At 61.6% G+C, this 16,319-nt stretch carries 16 protein-coding genes; 12 read left to right on the top strand and 4 right to left on the bottom strand.

What is annotated here, in order from left to right; genetic code table 11:
- Positions 1 to 21: 21 nt before the first annotated feature.
- On the top strand, positions 22 to 525 hold the full coding sequence (locus KBF66_RS05525) for a molybdenum cofactor biosynthesis protein MoaE (protein ID WP_296653596.1): 504 nt from the start codon (positions 22 to 24) through the stop codon (positions 523 to 525).
- 6 nt (positions 526 to 531) lie between these two features.
- Here KBF66_RS05525 and KBF66_RS05520 read toward each other — a convergent pair whose 3' ends face one another.
- Genes KBF66_RS05520 through KBF66_RS05505 form a run of 4 tightly spaced genes read right to left on the bottom strand, consistent with a single transcriptional unit; the run spans position 532 to position 3,304 of the window.
- The gene (locus KBF66_RS05520; RefSeq protein WP_296653593.1) at positions 532 to 1,731 is read right to left on the bottom strand and encodes a YbfB/YjiJ family MFS transporter; all 1,200 of its coding nucleotides are present in this window, start codon (positions 1,729 to 1,731) and stop codon (positions 532 to 534) included.
- Positions 1,731 to 2,123, bottom strand: a complete 393-nt coding sequence (locus KBF66_RS05515) for a glutathione S-transferase N-terminal domain-containing protein (protein ID WP_296653590.1) — start codon at positions 2,121 to 2,123, stop codon at positions 1,731 to 1,733. Before KBF66_RS05515 ends, KBF66_RS05520 begins: the two co-directional genes overlap by 1 nt.
- A gap of 13 nt (positions 2,124 to 2,136) precedes the next feature.
- Positions 2,137 to 2,565, bottom strand: a complete 429-nt coding sequence (locus tag KBF66_RS05510) for a universal stress protein (RefSeq protein ID WP_296653587.1) — start codon at positions 2,563 to 2,565, stop codon at positions 2,137 to 2,139.
- Positions 2,566 to 2,584: 19 nt separating this feature from the next.
- Positions 2,585 to 3,304: a TerC family protein gene (locus KBF66_RS05505; RefSeq protein WP_296653585.1), complete on the bottom strand. Its 720-nt coding sequence runs from the start codon at positions 3,302 to 3,304 to the stop codon at positions 2,585 to 2,587.
- Positions 3,305 to 3,575: 271 nt separating this feature from the next.
- Between KBF66_RS05505 and KBF66_RS05500 the strand changes: the two genes are divergently transcribed.
- The 11 genes from KBF66_RS05500 to KBF66_RS05450 form a co-directional block, all read left to right on the top strand.
- Complete coding sequence (locus tag KBF66_RS05500) at positions 3,576 to 4,832, top strand: lipoprotein-releasing ABC transporter permease subunit (protein WP_296653582.1); 1,257 nt, start codon at positions 3,576 to 3,578, stop codon at positions 4,830 to 4,832.
- Positions 4,825 to 5,499: a lipoprotein-releasing ABC transporter ATP-binding protein LolD gene (gene lolD, locus KBF66_RS05495; protein WP_296653579.1), complete on the top strand. Its 675-nt coding sequence runs from the start codon at positions 4,825 to 4,827 to the stop codon at positions 5,497 to 5,499. Before KBF66_RS05500 ends, lolD begins: the two co-directional genes overlap by 8 nt.
- A 143-nt stretch (positions 5,500 to 5,642) precedes the next feature.
- Entirely contained in the window at positions 5,643 to 6,716 is a 1,074-nt protein-coding gene (locus KBF66_RS05490; protein WP_296653576.1) for a response regulator, read from the top strand.
- Positions 6,713 to 7,360 (top strand): response regulator transcription factor, encoded by a 648-nt coding sequence (locus KBF66_RS05485; RefSeq protein ID WP_296653573.1) that lies wholly within the window; start codon positions 6,713 to 6,715, stop codon positions 7,358 to 7,360. The genes KBF66_RS05490 and KBF66_RS05485 overlap by 4 nt, the downstream gene beginning before the upstream one ends.
- A 177-nt stretch (positions 7,361 to 7,537) precedes the next feature.
- Positions 7,538 to 9,613: a GGDEF domain-containing response regulator gene (locus tag KBF66_RS05480; protein WP_296653569.1), complete on the top strand. Its 2,076-nt coding sequence runs from the start codon at positions 7,538 to 7,540 to the stop codon at positions 9,611 to 9,613.
- A 21-nt stretch (positions 9,614 to 9,634) separates the two neighbouring features.
- Entirely contained in the window at positions 9,635 to 12,328 is a 2,694-nt protein-coding gene (locus tag KBF66_RS05475) for a transporter substrate-binding domain-containing protein (RefSeq protein WP_296653564.1), read from the top strand.
- Between the two features lie 99 nt (positions 12,329 to 12,427).
- Entirely contained in the window at positions 12,428 to 12,835 is a 408-nt protein-coding gene (locus tag KBF66_RS05470; protein ID WP_296653561.1) for a response regulator transcription factor, read from the top strand.
- On the top strand, positions 12,832 to 13,983 hold the full coding sequence (locus KBF66_RS05465) for a methyl-accepting chemotaxis protein (RefSeq protein WP_296653558.1): 1,152 nt from the start codon (positions 12,832 to 12,834) through the stop codon (positions 13,981 to 13,983). The genes KBF66_RS05470 and KBF66_RS05465 overlap by 4 nt, the downstream gene beginning before the upstream one ends.
- A 10-nt stretch (positions 13,984 to 13,993) precedes the next feature.
- Entirely contained in the window at positions 13,994 to 14,362 is a 369-nt protein-coding gene (locus tag KBF66_RS05460) for a response regulator (RefSeq protein WP_296653555.1), read from the top strand.
- A complete protein-coding gene (locus KBF66_RS05455; protein WP_296653552.1) occupies positions 14,359 to 14,667 on the top strand; it encodes an STAS domain-containing protein in 309 nt (102 codons plus the stop codon). The genes KBF66_RS05460 and KBF66_RS05455 overlap by 4 nt, the downstream gene beginning before the upstream one ends.
- A gap of 1 nt (position 14,668) precedes the next feature.
- On the top strand, positions 14,669 to 16,319 hold a 1,651-nt coding region (locus KBF66_RS05450; RefSeq protein ID WP_296653549.1), incomplete at its 3' end, for a chemotaxis protein CheA.

Below are 16,319 nucleotides of genomic sequence, written 5' to 3'. Positions count from 1 at the left end.
ATTGCGCTAGAGGCTTGTTGGATGCAAAAAAGTGCGCGTGTTGTGATTCAGACTGAAGATTTCAACGTGGCCGAAGAAATCGCGTTGTTGCGCGGACAGGACGGCCGGGTGGGGGCCGTCTGCAGCTTTGTCGGCACGGTCCGTGACCGTACCCGTGGCGAGTCCGAGGCCATTCAAAGCATGGAGCTTGAGCATTACCCCGGCATGACCGAGCAGGCCATCGAGGCCATGATCGACGCGGCCCAGACACGGTTTGACATCCTGGGCGCACGGGTTATCCACCGCGTCGGGCGGCTGCAGCCGCTGGACCAGATCGTGCTGGTGCTGGTCACCTCGGCCCACCGCGGTGAAAGTTTTGCCGCCTGTGAGTTCCTGATGGACTACCTGAAAACCCAGGCCCCGTTCTGGAAAAAAGAACAGACTGCTCAGGGTGCGCGCTGGGTCGATGCGCGTGTCAGCGACGACGCGGCTCTGGCCAAGTGGGGCATCGTGGCCAGCAATTCGACGCCTGCTGCGCCGAACTGAACCGGCTCAACCCGTCGCGGTACGGGTGGCTGGCATCGTGGCCGCATCGCGCCGTTCCACCGCTTTGAGCCACAGCAGCAGCAAGGTGCCCAGCGACATCACCGCTGCCGCAAAGTAGAGCCCGGCGTTGTAACTGCCCAGGCGCTCGGCGAGCGATCCGGTCAGCGCCGGACCGATGATTTGCGCCGCCCCGTACGACAGCGTCATCTTGCCCATCATTTTGGCCGGACGGGTGGGGTAATAACGTCCGGCCATGCTCAACACCAGGCTGACCATGCCGATGAACGTACCGCCAAACAGCAGGGCCCCCAGCAAGGCGGCCACTTGTCCACCCACCACGACTGGCAGCAGGATGCCGATGATCTGCAACACAGCGGCCAGAATCAGCGCGTTGAGGTCGCCGGTGCGACGGGCGATCAGGTCCCAGTTGATGCAGGCGGGCGCGGCACCCACACCAATGGCCAGAAACACCCAGTTGCCCTGGCCGGCCAGTCCGGGCAGCCGGTTGACGATCGCGACGATGAAGGTGGCGCTGATCACATAGCCAAAACCGGCACAAAAATAGGCCGCCATGAAAATGCGCAGATACAAGGTACTGGGTGGCCGGTCGGGCATTGGCTGGCCACTGGTGGTCAGCCCGCTGCGGTCGGGTGCCGGCAGCCAGGCCAGCGCCGGGTACAGCAGCACACAACCCAGCGCGCTGAAGGCAAACCACTGTTCTCGCCAGTCCAGCGCCGGGCTGAACCACATCACAGCGGCGGCGCAACCCGCAATCCCCACGCCGATGCCCGCAAAATGAATCCCCAGTTCACTGCGGTGCTGGTGGCGGATCAGCCAGTTCATGATCAGCCCGGTGCCCAGCAACATGCCGGCCGCGCTGCTCAATCCTGCCAGGTAACGTGACACCGCCCAGACGACGACGTTTGTGCTCAGACCCATCACCACGGTGGTGACGATGGCCAGCACCATGCCAATGCGGTACAGCCGGTCTTTCAGCACCAGATCGCTGATCAGCGAGGCCAGCAACGCCCCGCTCAGATAACCCGCGTAATTGATGGCCGCCAGCCACCCGGCTTCGGCCACACCCAGACCGGCCTGTGCCTGCATCAGCGGCAACAGCGGTGTGTAGGCAAACCGCGCCACACCCAGCACCAGCACCAGGCTGAACACCCCGGCACCCAGCACTTTCAGGCGCGCAATGTCCATCAGGGTGCAGGAAAACGATCGCGCAGGTAGGTGATGATGGCACCCGACTCACTCAGCCACGACACCTGGCCGCCCGCATCGGTGATCTTCAGGCAAGGCACCTTGACCGACCCCAGCCCCTGCAACAGCGCTTCACGGTGCCGCCCATCGTGCTGGGCGTCACGCTTTTCAATCGGCAGGGCCAGCTGGTGCATCGCCTTGCGCACCTTGATGCAGAAAGGACAGGTCTTGAACTGGTACAACGCGAGCTGGGTACATTGCTGTGCCACCGCCTGTTGCTGTGCGGGTGCACGCTGCACGGCGGCGGGGCGGCTCAACCGCTCCCACAGCAGCATCAGCGGACCCAGCACGATGCGCAAGCCTCTGAAGAACAGGCGGATGACAGTTTTCATCGGCGCGACCCCATTATTTGATCAACAGCACGGGGATGGCCGACAACTGCACCACCTTGACCGTGACCGAGCCCATGAACAGGCCGATCACCGTGCCAAAACCATGTGCACCCATGATGATCATGTCGCAGTGGTTGGCGTTGGCAAATTCAACCAGCGTCGGTGCTGCTTCGCCCACCAATACATGGGCACTGTAGGCCAGTGAGGCCTGGTCCAGTCGGGTCCGCGCCGCGGCCAGCGCCGTGTCGCCAGCTTCACGCTGAAAATCCTCGACCGTCGCCTTGTCGACAAAGCGGGTGATGTCTGAGGGCAGGGACGGCTGCACATTAACGAGGTAAACGCGCGGGATGGCGGCTCGCGTGGCGGCGTCGGCAATGATGTACTCAATGCTCTTGAGCGACGGCTCGGAGCCGTCAATCGCAATCAGGCAGGTGTTGGGCATGGCGCTGGTCTCGGTTGGGTCAGTCTGGTGCACCTGAGGCAGGCAACTCCACTGCGGCTCTGGGTGTGCGTCGGCTGGCAATCAGTTTGCCCGCCAGCACCACCAGCAGGGCACCTGAGACTGCAAAAATGTAGTGGGCGTAAGGGAGGTCTTTTGAAATGGCGCTGGGTGTGGCCAGGTCGGTCAGCAACATGCCACCACCGATCCAGCCCAGCAAACCGGCACCCAGTGTGATCACGATCGGGAAGCGATCCATCAGTGTGAGCACCAGCTTGCTGCCCCACACCACGATCGGGATCGACACCAAAATACCAAAGGTCACCAGCACCATCGAACCATGCGATGCGCCAGCGACCGCGATCACGTTGTCCAGGCTCATCACGGCGTCAGCCACCACGATGGTCTTGATCGCCGCCATGAGGGTGGTACCGCCGTCAATGTTGCCATGTTCGTCGTCGTGCTCGGGCAGCATCAGTTTGATGCCGATCCAGAACAGCAACAAGCCACCGACAATTTTCAGGTAGGGGACGGCCAGCAACTGCAGGGCAAAGAAAATCATCACCACACGCAAGCCGATAGCACCGACCACCCCCCAGAAAATGCCTTTTTTACGTTGCTCGGCTGGCAACTTGCGGCACGCCAGCGCAATCACCACGGCATTGTCACCGCCGAGCATGATGTCGATGGCAATGATCTGCAGTACAGCGATCCAGAACATGGAAGAAGTGATATCAGGCATGGCGCAATGAAGTCGTTCAATCAAAAAAACAGCTCCGACGCGCAGGCGTGGGCCAGAATCGTCCGAATTATCGGGGATCGTCGTGGCGGCCAAAACGCAATCCGATTCAAGTCCCTTTTGCCGGCGCGCGATCAAGCTGTGACAGGCTTCCCATGATAATGTGCACCAAGCTCAACCCATGCACCATGCTCCGCCTGCCACCGACCATCACCCCACGCCTTTTGGACTCTGACAAACTTGACGCTTGCCGCGCTGGAAGGCATCAACGCTGATGGGTCTGCCGTTTGAACTCCGGCTGGGTTGGCGTTACACCCGCGCGGGTCGCGCGACGCGGCGCAACGGCTTCATTTCTTTCATCTCCGGTGTCTCCATGCTGGGCATTGCGTTGGGGGTGGCGGCGTTGATCATCGTGCTGAGCGTGATGAACGGTTTCCAGAAAGAAGTGCGTGACCGAATGCTGGGGGTGGTGTCTCACATTGAAATCATGGCGCCTGACGGTACTGCGCTGCCGGATGTGGCACGCACACTGGCCGAAGTTCGCGCCAACCCCTCGGTGATCGGTGCGGCACCTTTCATCGCGACCCAGGCCTTGCTGGCCAGGGGTGAAGACATGAAAGGCACGGTGGTGCGCGGCATTGATCCGGCGCTGGAACCGGACGTGACCGATCTGAGCGCCAACCTGCAAGACCTTTCACTACAACGCCTGATTCCAGGTGAGTTCGGTCTGGTGCTGGGTGCCGAACTGGCGCGCAGCCTGGGTGTGCGCCGCGGTGACAAGTTGACACTGGTGGCGCCCAGTGGCCAGGTGACACCGGCCGGTGTGGTGCCACGGCTCAAACAGATGACGGTGGTGGGCACCTTTGACTCCGGGCATTTTGAATACGACTCGGGTCTGGTGCTGATGCACGTGGACGATGCGGCGCGCATCTTCCGGCTGGACGGCCCGACGGGTGTGCGGGTGCGGCTCAAAGACCTGCACCAGGCGCGCCCGGTGGCGGCTGAACTCACGGTCGCCTTGAGCGGTAACCTGCTGGTGCGCGACTGGACCCGGCAGAACCGCAGCTGGTTTGCCGCGGTGCAGCTGGAAAAACGCATGATGTTCATCATCCTGACGCTGATCGTGGCGGTGGCGGCCTTCAATCTGGTCAGCACCCTGGTCATGACGGTGACCGACAAGCGCGCTGACATCGCCATCCTGCGCACGCTGGGGGCCAGTCCGGCCAGCATCATGGCGATCTTTGTGGTGCAAGGGGCCATGGTCGGGGTGATTGGCACGCTGGCCGGATTGGCGCTCGGGCTGGGCGTGGCGTTCAACATCGACGTCATCGTACCGGCACTGGAACGGCTTTTGGGTGCCAGCTTTTTGCCGCGCGACATCTACCTGATCAGCCGTATGCCCAGCGACCCGCAGCAGGGCGACATCCTGCCCATTGCCCTGATCTCGCTGGCACTGGCCTTTGTGGCCACCCTTTACCCCAGCTGGCGCGCCAGCCGGGTCAACCCGGCACAGGCCTTGCGTTATGAATGATGTTGTGCTGAGCGCGCGTGGCCTGAGCAAACGTTTCAGTGAAGGCCGGCTGGATGTGACCGTTCTGCAGGGGGTGGACCTGGACGTCCATGCCGGTGAAACACTGGCGATTGTGGGCGCCTCGGGCTCGGGCAAGAGCACCCTGCTGCATCTGCTGGGCGGGCTCGACGCCCCCACCCGTGGTGTTGTCAGGCTGCAGGGCAAAGATCTGGCCAGCAGCAGCGCGACCGAGCAGGGTCGGCTGCGCAACCGGCATCTGGGTTTTGTCTACCAGTTCCACCACTTGTTGCCCGAGTTCAGCGCGCTGGACAATGTGGCGATGCCGTTGTGGATCCGGCGCCAGTCACCCGCACAGGCCGCCGTTGCGGCCGGTGCCGTGCTGGCCGAGGTTGGCCTGCAAGATCGGCTGATGCACCGGCCCAGCGAGCTTTCGGGCGGTGAGCGCCAGCGGGTTGCCATCGCCCGCGCCCTGGTCACTCGGCCTGACTGTGTACTGGCCGACGAGCCCACGGGCAACCTCGATCGCGGCACCGCGCAGGCGGTGTTTGATCTGATGCTGCAACTGGCCCGCACGCAGGGCACGGCCTTTGTGGTGGTTACCCATGATGTCGCCTTGGCCGCACGCTGCACGCGTCAGCTCAATCTGCTGCAGGGCTGCCTGAGCTGAGTCACTTTTGTGGCTGATCTGACGCTACACTTTGTGCCACCCGTCGCAACGCCGCTTTTGCGCTGGCCTGTGCACGGTTCGCGGCCCCATCCGGGCTGGCAATCAACGGCATTGTTTTGAGGACGCCCGATGGTGAAGCGGTCATGACTCTGGTGAAACCCAAGGTGCTCGTAGTGGAAGACGAACTGCTGGTCGCGCGCGACATTGAACAGCAGCTGCTCGATCTGGGCTACCAGCCAGTGGGTCTGGCCACTCGTGGTGAAGAGGCGATCGCCCTGGCGAAACAATGGCGTCCTGATCTGGTGCTGATGGACATTCAGCTGGCGGGTGACATGGACGGCATCACTGCGGCGCAGGTCATTCGTGACCAATGTGCCCTGCCGGTGGTTTTTCTCACCGCCTACACGGCCGACGATGTGTTGGCCCGGGCCAAGCTGACCGAGCCCTTTGGCTACATGCTCAAGCCGTTTTCCGAACGTGAGCTGCGCACGGTGCTGGCGATGGCGCTGTACAAACACCAGGCCGAGGCGCGTCTGCTCAACAGTACACGCCAGCTCAAGGCCTTGTCGCGCCGGGTGCTGGAGGCGCAGGAGCAGGAGCGGCGTCGGGTCGCGGTTGAACTGCATGACGAGCTGGGTCAGTCCCTGACCGCCATCAAGATCAACCTGCAGCTCAGCGAGCGATTCAAGGATAAATCCCCCGCCGACCTGAACCTTGAGAACATTCGCATCGTGGAAGACGCGCTGCAACAGGTGCGCCGTCTGGCCACCACACTGCGCCCCTCCATGCTGGATGACCTGGGTTTGTCGCCGGCACTGAAATGGATGTCGGACCAGGCGGCGCAACGCGGTGGCTTTACCGTGCATTTTTTTCATGAGCGGGTGCAAGCGCGGCTGGCCCCGGAGATCGAGACGGCCTGTTTTCGCATCGTCCAGGAGGCGCTGACCAACATCACCCGCCACGCCCAGGCGCGTCGGGTGTCGATCCAGCTCGGTCGTGAGGGGGACGAGATGGTGCTGCTGGTGCAGGATGACGGGCTGGGCTTTGATCTGCCGGCCATGCATGAGCGCGCGGTGGCCGGTGGCAGTCTGGGTGTGCTCGGGATGCAGGAGCGCGCCACGCTGATTGGCGGTCAGCTCGACATCGAGTCGGTGCCCGGGCAAGGCACCACGCTGACGCTGCGCTGCCCGTGGCGCGGCCACGAGGACCCGGCATGAACCCGGTGCGTGTGTTGCTGGCCGATGACCACACCCTGGTGCGGGCCGGCCTGCGCAAGCTGCTGGAGGCCATCCCCGACTACGTGGTGGTGGGCGAAGCCGGCGATGGACTGGCCTTGCTGGAGCTGGCGCAGCAACTGCAGCCCGGCCTGGTGCTGATGGACATCGCCATGCCGGGGCTCAACGGTATCGAGGCCACCGCCAGGCTGGTGAAAAGCTGGCCCAACATCAAGGTGCTGATTCTGTCCATGCACCAGAACGAGGAATATGTGCGCCAGGCGCTGCGCCAGGGTGCGGTGGCCTATTTGCTCAAGGACGCAGCACCAATGGAGCTTGAACTTGCGCTCAGCGCCGTGATGCGTGGCGAGACCTATCTCAGTCCGGCGGTTTCCAAAGGAGTGGTACACGACTACGTGCAGCGCCTGCGCGACGAGGAGCAGCCCGCCACCGCCTTGTCGCCGCGCCAGCGCGAAGTGCTGCAACTCATTGCCGAAGGCCACAGCACCAAAGAGATTGCGCGTCGGCTGGAACTGTCGGTGAAAACGGTGGACACCCACCGCAGCCAGCTCATGCGACAGCTCGACATCCACGAGGTCGCCGGCCTGGTGCGCTATGCGATGCGCGTGGGTCTGGTCTCGTTTTAGCAATAAAAAGGCCTCCAGCGCAATATCTATAAGTATTTGGAGCTACGTTGTTGGTAGCTTTCATGGATCTAGGGGATTTTCCTGCCAGCACTCAGGTGATTACCGTATATCGCCCTGGGCGCTAAAGACGTATCGTTGCGCTCATCTTTGAAATGCTCTGCCGAAGAACCCCTTTCGATGAGTCCGCCCACCATCCTTCTGGTTGAAGACGAAACCCTTGTGGCGCACGATATCCGCTTGCAGTTGCAAGACATGGGTTATCGGGTTGCCGCGGAGGCCCGCACCGGAGAAGAAGCGATCAGCCTGGCCGGGCAGGTGAAACCAGATCTGGTGCTGATGGACATTCAGTTGGGCAGCGCCATGGATGGTATTGCTGCCGCGCTGGCCATCCGGGCACAGCAACCGCTGCCGGTGGTGTTCCTGAGCGCCTTTGCCGCCGACGAGATGTTGTCCCGCGCGATGCTGGTCGAGCCCTATGGGTACATCCTCAAGCCGTTTTCCAATCGCGAACTGCACACCGTGCTGCAAATGGCGTTTTACAAACACCAGGCCGACCAGCGTGAGCGCGATCTGGCGCTGCGCAATCAGGCGATTCTGGACAACATGGCCAACGGCGTCATCACGGTGGACGCACTCGGTCGCATCCAGTCCTTCAATCGTGGTGCCTGCACCATGTTTGGTTACGTCGCTGGCGAGGTACTGGGCTGCAACATCTCGGTGCTGATGCCCGAGCCGTTTGGCAGCGAACACCAGCAGCACCTGCAGAAGGACCAGCAAGGGGGGCACGATCGGGTGGTTTGCACCCAGCGCGAGGTCGAGGGCCGCCGCCACGACGGATCGCGCTTTCCGCTGGCGCTGACGGTGTCGCGGGTGACACTTTCCGGCAAACCCAGCTACATCAGCATTCTCAGCGACCTCAGTGCGCACCGTCTGGCCGAAGCGCGTATTCACCATCTGGCCTATTTTGACGACCTCACCGGGCTGCCTAACCGGCGCCGGTTGCAAGACCGGCTCAAAGCGGCGCTGGTCGCCTGCGCGCGATCCGGGCAACACGGTGCGCTGATTTTTCTCGATCTCGATCATTTTCGGCAAATCAACGAGACCCTCGGCCCTGGTTTTGGCGACGAGTTGTTGACGGCTGTGGCGCAACGGCTGGTGGCCTGTATCGGTGAGGACGATACGGCGGCGCACATTGGTGGCGACGAGTTCATGGTCATGCTGGAAAGTCTGGGACTCAGCAGTCAGAATGCCGCGGTCAGCGCCGAACACATGGCCAGCAAGATCCAGGACACCCTGTCCCTGCCTTACACGCTGCGCGGCCGCAGCTACAACAGTACGGCCAGCATGGGTATCGTCATGTTTGACCGTCACGCCAGTGACCCCGATGAACTGCTGAAGATGGCCGATGCTGCCATGTACCAGGCCAAGGAAGCGGGTCGCGGTACCGCGAGGTTTTTTGACCCCTCGATCCAGGCGCTGGCCATGGCGCGCACCAAGCTCGAAAAAGACCTGCAAAAAGCGTTGCAGGTCGGGCAGTTTGTACTGCACTATCAGGTCCAGGTGGACGCTCGGGGACGCCCCATCGGCGCCGAGTCACTGGTGCGCTGGGTGCACCCGGTGCTCGGGTTGGTGCCACCTGGTCAGTTCATTCCGTTGGCCGAGCAAACGGGGCTGATCCTGCAACTGGGCCAGTGGGTACTGCAGACGGCCTGCCTGCAATTGGTGACCTGGTCGGCGCATCCGGCGACGGCACAGTGGACCCTGGCGGTCAATGTCAGCTCATTGCAGTTTGCCCAGGCCGACTTTGTTGACGCGGTGGCGCAGGTGCTCGACGAAACCGGTGTCGATGCCTATAAGCTCAAGCTCGAACTCACCGAGAGCATGCTGGTGCACGATGTGACCGATGTCATTGCCAAGATGAGCAGCCTCAAGGCTTTGGGGGTGAGTTTCTCGCTGGACGACTTTGGCACCGGGTACTCGTCGCTGAGCTACCTCAAACGCCTGCCGATGGACCAGCTCAAGATTGACCAGTCCTTTGTGCGTGACATCCTGACGGACCATGACGACGAGGTGATCGCTCGCAGCATCGTGGCCTTGGGTCACAATCTGGGCATGTCAGTGATTGCCGAGGGGGTTGAGACCGTGGGGCAGCGTGACCTGTTGGCTCAGATGGGGTGTGACGCCTTTCAGGGGTATCTCTTTGGGCGCCCCGTTTCATGTGATCAAATTGACGTCCAGCCCATATACATCTAAGTTTTTACGCTACTGATCTTAATGCTCAGGCTGATACTCGCAGGCGTTTTGTATGGCATGTCCGCGCTGGCTTGGGGCCAGTCGCCACCGGTGCGTGAGCCGCTGCGCGCCATCACGGTGGTGCTCGATGACAACTATCCGCCCTACATTTTTCGCGACGCACAGGGTGAGCTGCAAGGGGTGCTGAAGGATTACTGGGCGCTGTGGCAGCAGCGCACCGGCGTGGAAGTCAAGCTGCAGGCGATGGACTGGGGGTTGGCGCAGCGGCGTATGCAGGCCGGACAGGCGGACGTGATTGACACCATCTTCAAGACGCCGGAACGCCAGAAAACGCTGGACTTCAGCCGGGCTTACGCGCGCCTTGAGGTGTCGATATTTTTTCACCGCAGCATCAGCGGCATTGTCGATGCCTCGTCCTTGCGCGGCTTTACCGTCGGTGTCAAAGCCGGTGATGCCTGCATCGACACGCTTCGGGCCAAGCAGGTTGATCAGCTCAAGGCTTACCCCAGTTACACCGCCGTGATCAGTGCCGCGCAGGCCGGCGAGATCCGGGTTTTCTGCATGGACGAGCCGCCCGCGGTGTACCTGCTCAACCAGCGCGGGGTGGCCGAAGACTATCGACATTCCGCCTCGATTGCGAGTGGAGAGTTTCACCGCGCGGTGTCCAAGGGCCAGGACGCCCTGTTGGCGTCGGTGGAACAGGGGTTTGCGTTGATCAAGCCCGACGAGATGACGGCCATCCACGAAAAATGGCTGGGCTCCCGGGTGACCCGAACCGGGCCGTCGCCCTATGCCCGCTATCTGGGGTATGGAGCGCTGGTCGCATCGGCCTTGGTGTTGCTCCTGTTTCTCTGGAATCTGACGCTGCGCCGCAGGGTTCAGGAAAAAACCCGTTCCTTGTCGGAGTCGCTGGAAACGCTGAGTCATACCCGCCAGGTGCTGGAGCAGACCTTGCTGGAGCAAAAGGCCATGCTGGACAACGATCTGGTGAGCATTGTGAAAGTGCGCAACCGCGTGGTGGTCTGGGCCAGTGGTGCTTTTGAGAAGATGCTTGGCTATGGCCCGGGCGAACTGGTGGGCACGCCCACCAGCCGGTACTACAGCAGTGTCGACACCTACCTGCGGCTGGCCACCGAGGGCTACCCGCAGATGGCCACGGGCCAGGTTTACCGGACCCAGGCCGAGTTCATCCGGCATGGGGGGCAGCGCATCTGGGTTGAACTCAGTGGTGTCATGCTGGCCCCCAATTCGGGCGAATTCTTGTGGGTATTTGTGGACATCAGCGAGTACCACCGGCTCGATCTGGCGCGTGAAGAAGCCCTGACCCGTTTGCGCAAGCTGGCCGACCGGGTGCCGGGCCTGTTGTACCAATATCTGCTGCGCCCCGATGGCAGCTCGTGTTTCCCGTTTGCCAGCGACTGGATCCGGGAGCTGTATCAGATCAGCCCGCAAGAGGCGGCAGTGGACGCCGCGGGTGCCTTCGCCGTCATTCATCCCGATGATGCACAGGCAGTGATGGTGTCGATTCAGGACTCCGCGCGGCTACTGACGCCGTGGCAACACGAGTACCGGACACTGTCGTCCAGCGGCTTGGTGCGCTGGTTGTACGGCAACTCGCTGCCCGAGCGCCTGGACGACGGTGCCGTGCTGTGGCATGGCTTCATCACCGACATCACCGAACGCAAAGCGGCGGACGAGCGGTTGCGCCAGTTGTCGCGTTCAGTGGAGCAGGCACCGCTGTCGATTGTCATCACCGACCTGCAAGGTGACATTCTGTACGTCAACCCCAGCTTCACGCGCAATACCGGCTACCGCCTGGACGAGGTGCTGGGTCACAACCCCCGTATTCTCAAGTCCGGTCAAACCCCCCCGGAGCGCTACCAGGAGATGTGGGACGCCCTGTGTTCGGGCACGGTCTGGGAGGGCGAACTGCACAACCGGCGCAAGAATGGTGAACTGTTCATCGAGCACGCGGTGATCGCGCCCGTGCTCGACGCACATGGCCGAACCAGCCATTACGTTGCGGTCAAAGAGGACATCACCCAGCGCAAAGGGGCCGATCAAGCCTTGCAAGCCTCGCTGCATGAAAAAGTGGCGCTGCTCAACGAGGTGCATCACCGCGTCAAAAACAATCTGCAAGTGATCTCGAGCCTGCTGCGGCTGGAGGCCAGTCGCTGCACCGAAAGTGCCACCAAGGATGTGCTCAAGGACATGCAGGGCCGCATCCTGACCATGGCGCTGCTGCACGAAACCCTGTACCGGGTCGGCAGCTTTGCGTCCGTCGAGTTGGGGGCTTACCTCAGACAACTGGCCACCCAAACCTTCAGGGCACAAAGCAGCCAGATGGCCACGGTGCGCCTCAGCCTGGACGTGGCCGAGGTGCAGGTGGTGATGGACCAGGCCACACCGTGCGGTCTGCTGGTCAACGAGTTGCTGTCCAACTGTCTCAAACACGCCTTCCCGGATGGGCGCACCGGCGAGGTCCAGGTCCGCTTGCAGCCCGACCAACAGGCCGGCCGCTGGCTGGTCCAGGTGCGCGACGACGGAGTGGGTTTGCCGCCCGACTTTGAGTTGCGTGGACGTCAGTCGCTGGGGCTGCAACTGGTGTCAGACCTTGCGCGCCAGCTCGACGGAACATTGCAAGTGGATTCAAGCGCGGGTACCACCTTCACGGTGAGCTTCCAGCGGGTGCCCATTAAATCACCCGCCGCGTGAACTTGCCAGGGCGGCACTGGCGAACTCAGGTGTTTTACCGGCCCGACTAGGGTAATGGCCTGATGGTCGGCGCGGCTGCCGCGACGTACAGTTTCCACCATGACGCTCAAGATACTTCTGGTGGATGACAACAGGACCTTCATGGCCTCGGTCAAGAACCTGTTGTCCATGTACTCGCCGGTGCAGATCGTTGGTGAGGCCTATGACGGGGTCCATGCCCTCGAAATGGGACGCCAGCTGGCTCCGGATCTGGTGCTGCTCGACATCGTGATGCCGGGGATGTCCGGGCTGGATGTGGCCCGTGCCATGAAAGCCTGGCCCAGCGCGCCAAAAATTCTGTTTCTGTCCTTGCACGACAACATTTTTTACCGTGCCGCAGCGCGTGAGCTGGGCTGTTTGGGCCTGGTGGGCAAAGCGAACTTTGTCATGGAACTCCTGCCGTTGATCGCGGGCATGCTGGAAGAATCCAAGGACGACACCTCCACCGACGTTGGTGCTGCATCATGAAAAAGTATCAGGACTCCACTTTGTCTTTGGTCTACAGCCTTGGCCTGGGTACCCTGGGTGCAGCAAGCGTTGTGGCTGTTGGTGGTTTGACGCTGCCAGCCCTCTCGGCTGCGGTGGTGTTGCTGGCAGCCGGCGCCGGCGTTGGCAAGTTGCAGTCTGCTTTGCACCAGCGCCATAGCCGCAATCTGGCCGTTTATCTGGACGCGCAATCCGGTTTTGCCGGTGAAGTGATTCCGGTCTGGAAGCGCCATTTTGAATCTTCCCGCGAGCAGATGGAAACTGCGGTCAACCAGTTGTCTGACCGCTTCGGCGGCATTGTCGACAAGCTGGATGTCGCCTTGCGCACCGCCACCCAGGAAACCGACGCCGTTGAAGGTGGCGGTCAGGGCATGGCAGGGTTGTTCAACAAGAGCGAGCAGGACCTCCGGGCATTGATCGAAACCCAACAGGCCAGCATGGGCAACATGGAATCGATGTTGGGCAAGGTACAAGGCCTGGACCGCTTCATTGCCGAGCTGCACGACATGGCCGCCGATGTGGCGCGTATTGCCCAGCAAACCAATCTGCTGGCGCTCAATGCCGCCATTGAAGCCGCCCGCGCCGGTGATCTGGGTCGGGGTTTTGCCGTGGTGGCCAAAGAGTTTCGTATGTTGTCGCAGCAGTCTGGCGACACGGGTCGCAAGATTGCCGAAAAGGTCAAACTCATCAGCGCCGCCATCACCGACACCTGCACCGTGGTGCGTGAAGCGGTGGTGGCAGAAGACGGCTCATTGCAGGCCGTACACACCACCATCGACCGCGTGCTGGGCGACTTCAAGGGTGTGACCGAGGTGTTTCAACGCTCCAGCAACCTGTTGCAAGACGAAAGTGTCAGCATTCAGTCCGAAGTCAACAACGCGCTGGTGCAACTGCAGTTTCAGGACCGTGTCAGCCAGATCATGGGCCAGGTGCTCAAGAACATGGACCGACTGCCCGAGGTGTTGCAGCAACAGCACGACGACTACCTGCAGTCCCTGACGCTGCAACCGCTTGACCCGACCGAGATGCTGGGCGAGCTGAAAAAAACCTACGTGATGGCCGACCAGCATGTGATCCATGAAGGCGGCACGGTTGAGCAAAAGAACACCACCGATATCAGTTTTTTCTAGAGGAAGAGCCATGGCTAAAACCATCATGATTGTTGACGACTCCGCGTCCATGCGGCGTGTCGTGGGAATAGCGCTCAAGGGCGCTGGCTACGACGTGATTGAAGGTGTGGACGGCAAGGACGCACTCTCCAAACTGACTGGCCAGAAAGTCCACATGATCATCAGCGACGTCAACATGCCGGTGATGGACGGAATTGCGTTTCTGAAGGCTGTCAAAGGCATGCCGGCTTACAAGTTCACCCCGGTGATCATGCTCACCACCGAGTCGGCCGAGGAGAAAAAGCGCGAAGGCCAGGCGGCCGGTGCGCGCGCCTGGGTGGTCAAGCCGTTTCAACCCGAACAACTTGTGAACGCCGTGCAACGGCTGTGCCTGCCATGAGTACCAACACCTTGCGCATTGAAGGCGAGCTCACCATTTTTCGCGCGATGGAGCTCAAACCCCTGCTGCTGGCGACACCGCCAGTGGACGAGGTGGACCTGTCGGGTGTGACTGACCTGGACACCGCCGGGGTCCAGTTGTTGATGCTGGCCAAAAAAACCGCGCAGGCAGCGCAGCGCGACGTCAAGCTGGTGGGGCACAGCCCGGCGGTGCTGGAAGTCTTTGAGCTGCTCAATGTGGCGGCTTTTTTTGGTGACCACCTGGTGATGGACTCACGCAAGTCCTCCGCTGCTGCAAGGAGCTGATATGGATCTGGATGATGCACTGTCGACATTCCTCACCGAATGCCGCGAACTTCTTGAAGACATGGAAACCGCGTTGCTGGCCGTGGAGGGCGCCGATGACAAGACCGAAATGGTCAATGCCATTTTTCGCGCTGCCCACACCATCAAAGGCTCCAGTGGCTTGTTCAGCCTGGACCATGTGGTGGCTTTCACCCATGTGGTGGAGAGCGCGCTCGACCGGGTGCGTGGCGGCAAGCTGGTGCTGGACGACGCGCTGGTCGCCGTGTTGCTGGCCTGCTGCGACCACATTGGCGCGCTGATCGACGGTGTGGCTGCTGGCGAAACCGAAGGCAATGCCGACCTTCAGGCGCAAGGCGACCCGCTGGTGGCGCAACTGCGCGGTTTTCTCGACGGAGCCAAGCCAGCCACGGAACCCGCCAAGGCCAAAGCTTCACTCCCCAGCGCCGACCCCGAACGCGTTGAGCGCATCCATTCGGATGCCGTCAATGCGGATCACTGGCATATTTCGCTGCGTTTTGGCCCCGACGTGCTGCGCAATGGCATGGACCCGCTGTCGTTCATCCGTTACCTGGGCACCATGGGCACCGTCACCGCCATCGAAACCATCAGCGACCAGCTGCCCGATGCCGAGCACATGGACCCCGAGCTGTGTTACCTGGGCTTTGAAATGGCTTTTCAGACCCAGGCAGACAAGGCCGCCATTGAAAAGGTGTTTGAGTTTGTCCGGGACGACAGCCGTCTGATCATCTTGCCGCCGCACAGCCGCATCTCGGAATACATCAGTCTGATCAGCCTGCAACAGGGTGAAGCCACCCGCCTGGGCGATATGCTGGTGCGCTGCGGCACGCTCAGCCCGCAAGAGCTCGACATGGCGCTGGACGTGCAGGTCGACGAGCCAGGCAAGCCTATTGGCACCATTCTGGTGGAACAGGGCTCGGTGCAACCCGAGGTGGTGGAAGCCGCGCTGACCAAGCAGAAGCAGGTCAAGGAAATGGGCGCGGCCGAAAGCAAGTCGATTCGCGTCGACGCCGACAAGCTCGACCAGCTCATCAACCTGGTGGGCGAGCTGATCATCGCCGGTGCCAGCGTCAACATGATTGCGCACCGCTCCAAGGTGATTGAGCTGCAGGAAAGCACCTCCAAACTGGCCACACTGGTTGAAGAAGTGCGCGACAGTGCGCTGCAACTGCGCATGGTACGCATTGGTGCCACTTTCAGTCGCTTCCAGCGCGTGGTGCATGACGTGTCGCGCGACCTGGGCAAAGACATCGGTTTGCTGATTGACGGCGAAGAAACCGAACTCGACAAAACCGTGGTTGAAAAAATTGGCGACCCGCTGATGCACCTGGTGCGCAACAGCATGGACCACGGCATTGAGAGTGCCGAGCTGCGCCGCCAGCGTGGCAAGCCTGCGCAGGGCACGGTCAAGCTCAACGCCTACCACGACAGTGGCGCGATTGTGATCACCGTCGAAGACGACGGTGGTGGCCTGAAAAAAGACAAGATTCTGGCCAAAGCGATTGAGCGTGGTCTGGTCGAGGCCGGCCACCACATGAGCGAGAGCGAGATCTTCGGGTTGATCTTCGAGCCCGGCTTTTCTACCGCCGAAAAGGTGACCAACCTCTCGGGCCGGGGGGTGGGGCTGGACGTGG

This window comes from Rhodoferax sp. (assembly GCF_018063565.1).
Lineage (GTDB): Bacteria > Pseudomonadota > Gammaproteobacteria > Burkholderiales > Burkholderiaceae_C > Rhodoferax.
Note: the sequence above shows the minus strand (reverse complement) of the source record. Positions and strands in the feature narration are given on the sequence as shown.

Coding starts and splice junctions, on each gene's coding strand:
- KBF66_RS05525 (WP_296653596.1), top strand. CDS start 22: ATGCAAAAAAGTGCGCGTGTTGTGATTCAGACTGAAGATTTCAACGTG.
- KBF66_RS05520 (WP_296653593.1), bottom strand. CDS start 1,731: ATGGACATTGCGCGCCTGAAAGTGCTGGGTGCCGGGGTGTTCAGCCTG.
- KBF66_RS05515 (WP_296653590.1), bottom strand. CDS start 2,123: ATGAAAACTGTCATCCGCCTGTTCTTCAGAGGCTTGCGCATCGTGCTG.
- KBF66_RS05510 (WP_296653587.1), bottom strand. CDS start 2,565: ATGCCCAACACCTGCCTGATTGCGATTGACGGCTCCGAGCCGTCGCTC.
- KBF66_RS05505 (WP_296653585.1), bottom strand. CDS start 3,304: ATGCCTGATATCACTTCTTCCATGTTCTGGATCGCTGTACTGCAGATC.
- KBF66_RS05500 (WP_296653582.1), top strand. CDS start 3,576: ATGGGTCTGCCGTTTGAACTCCGGCTGGGTTGGCGTTACACCCGCGCG.
- lolD (WP_296653579.1), top strand. CDS start 4,825: ATGAATGATGTTGTGCTGAGCGCGCGTGGCCTGAGCAAACGTTTCAGT.
- KBF66_RS05490 (WP_296653576.1), top strand. CDS start 5,643: ATGACTCTGGTGAAACCCAAGGTGCTCGTAGTGGAAGACGAACTGCTG.
- KBF66_RS05485 (WP_296653573.1), top strand. CDS start 6,713: ATGAACCCGGTGCGTGTGTTGCTGGCCGATGACCACACCCTGGTGCGG.
- KBF66_RS05480 (WP_296653569.1), top strand. CDS start 7,538: ATGAGTCCGCCCACCATCCTTCTGGTTGAAGACGAAACCCTTGTGGCG.
- KBF66_RS05475 (WP_296653564.1), top strand. CDS start 9,635: ATGCTCAGGCTGATACTCGCAGGCGTTTTGTATGGCATGTCCGCGCTG.
- KBF66_RS05470 (WP_296653561.1), top strand. CDS start 12,428: ATGACGCTCAAGATACTTCTGGTGGATGACAACAGGACCTTCATGGCC.
- KBF66_RS05465 (WP_296653558.1), top strand. CDS start 12,832: ATGAAAAAGTATCAGGACTCCACTTTGTCTTTGGTCTACAGCCTTGGC.
- KBF66_RS05460 (WP_296653555.1), top strand. CDS start 13,994: ATGGCTAAAACCATCATGATTGTTGACGACTCCGCGTCCATGCGGCGT.
- KBF66_RS05455 (WP_296653552.1), top strand. CDS start 14,359: ATGAGTACCAACACCTTGCGCATTGAAGGCGAGCTCACCATTTTTCGC.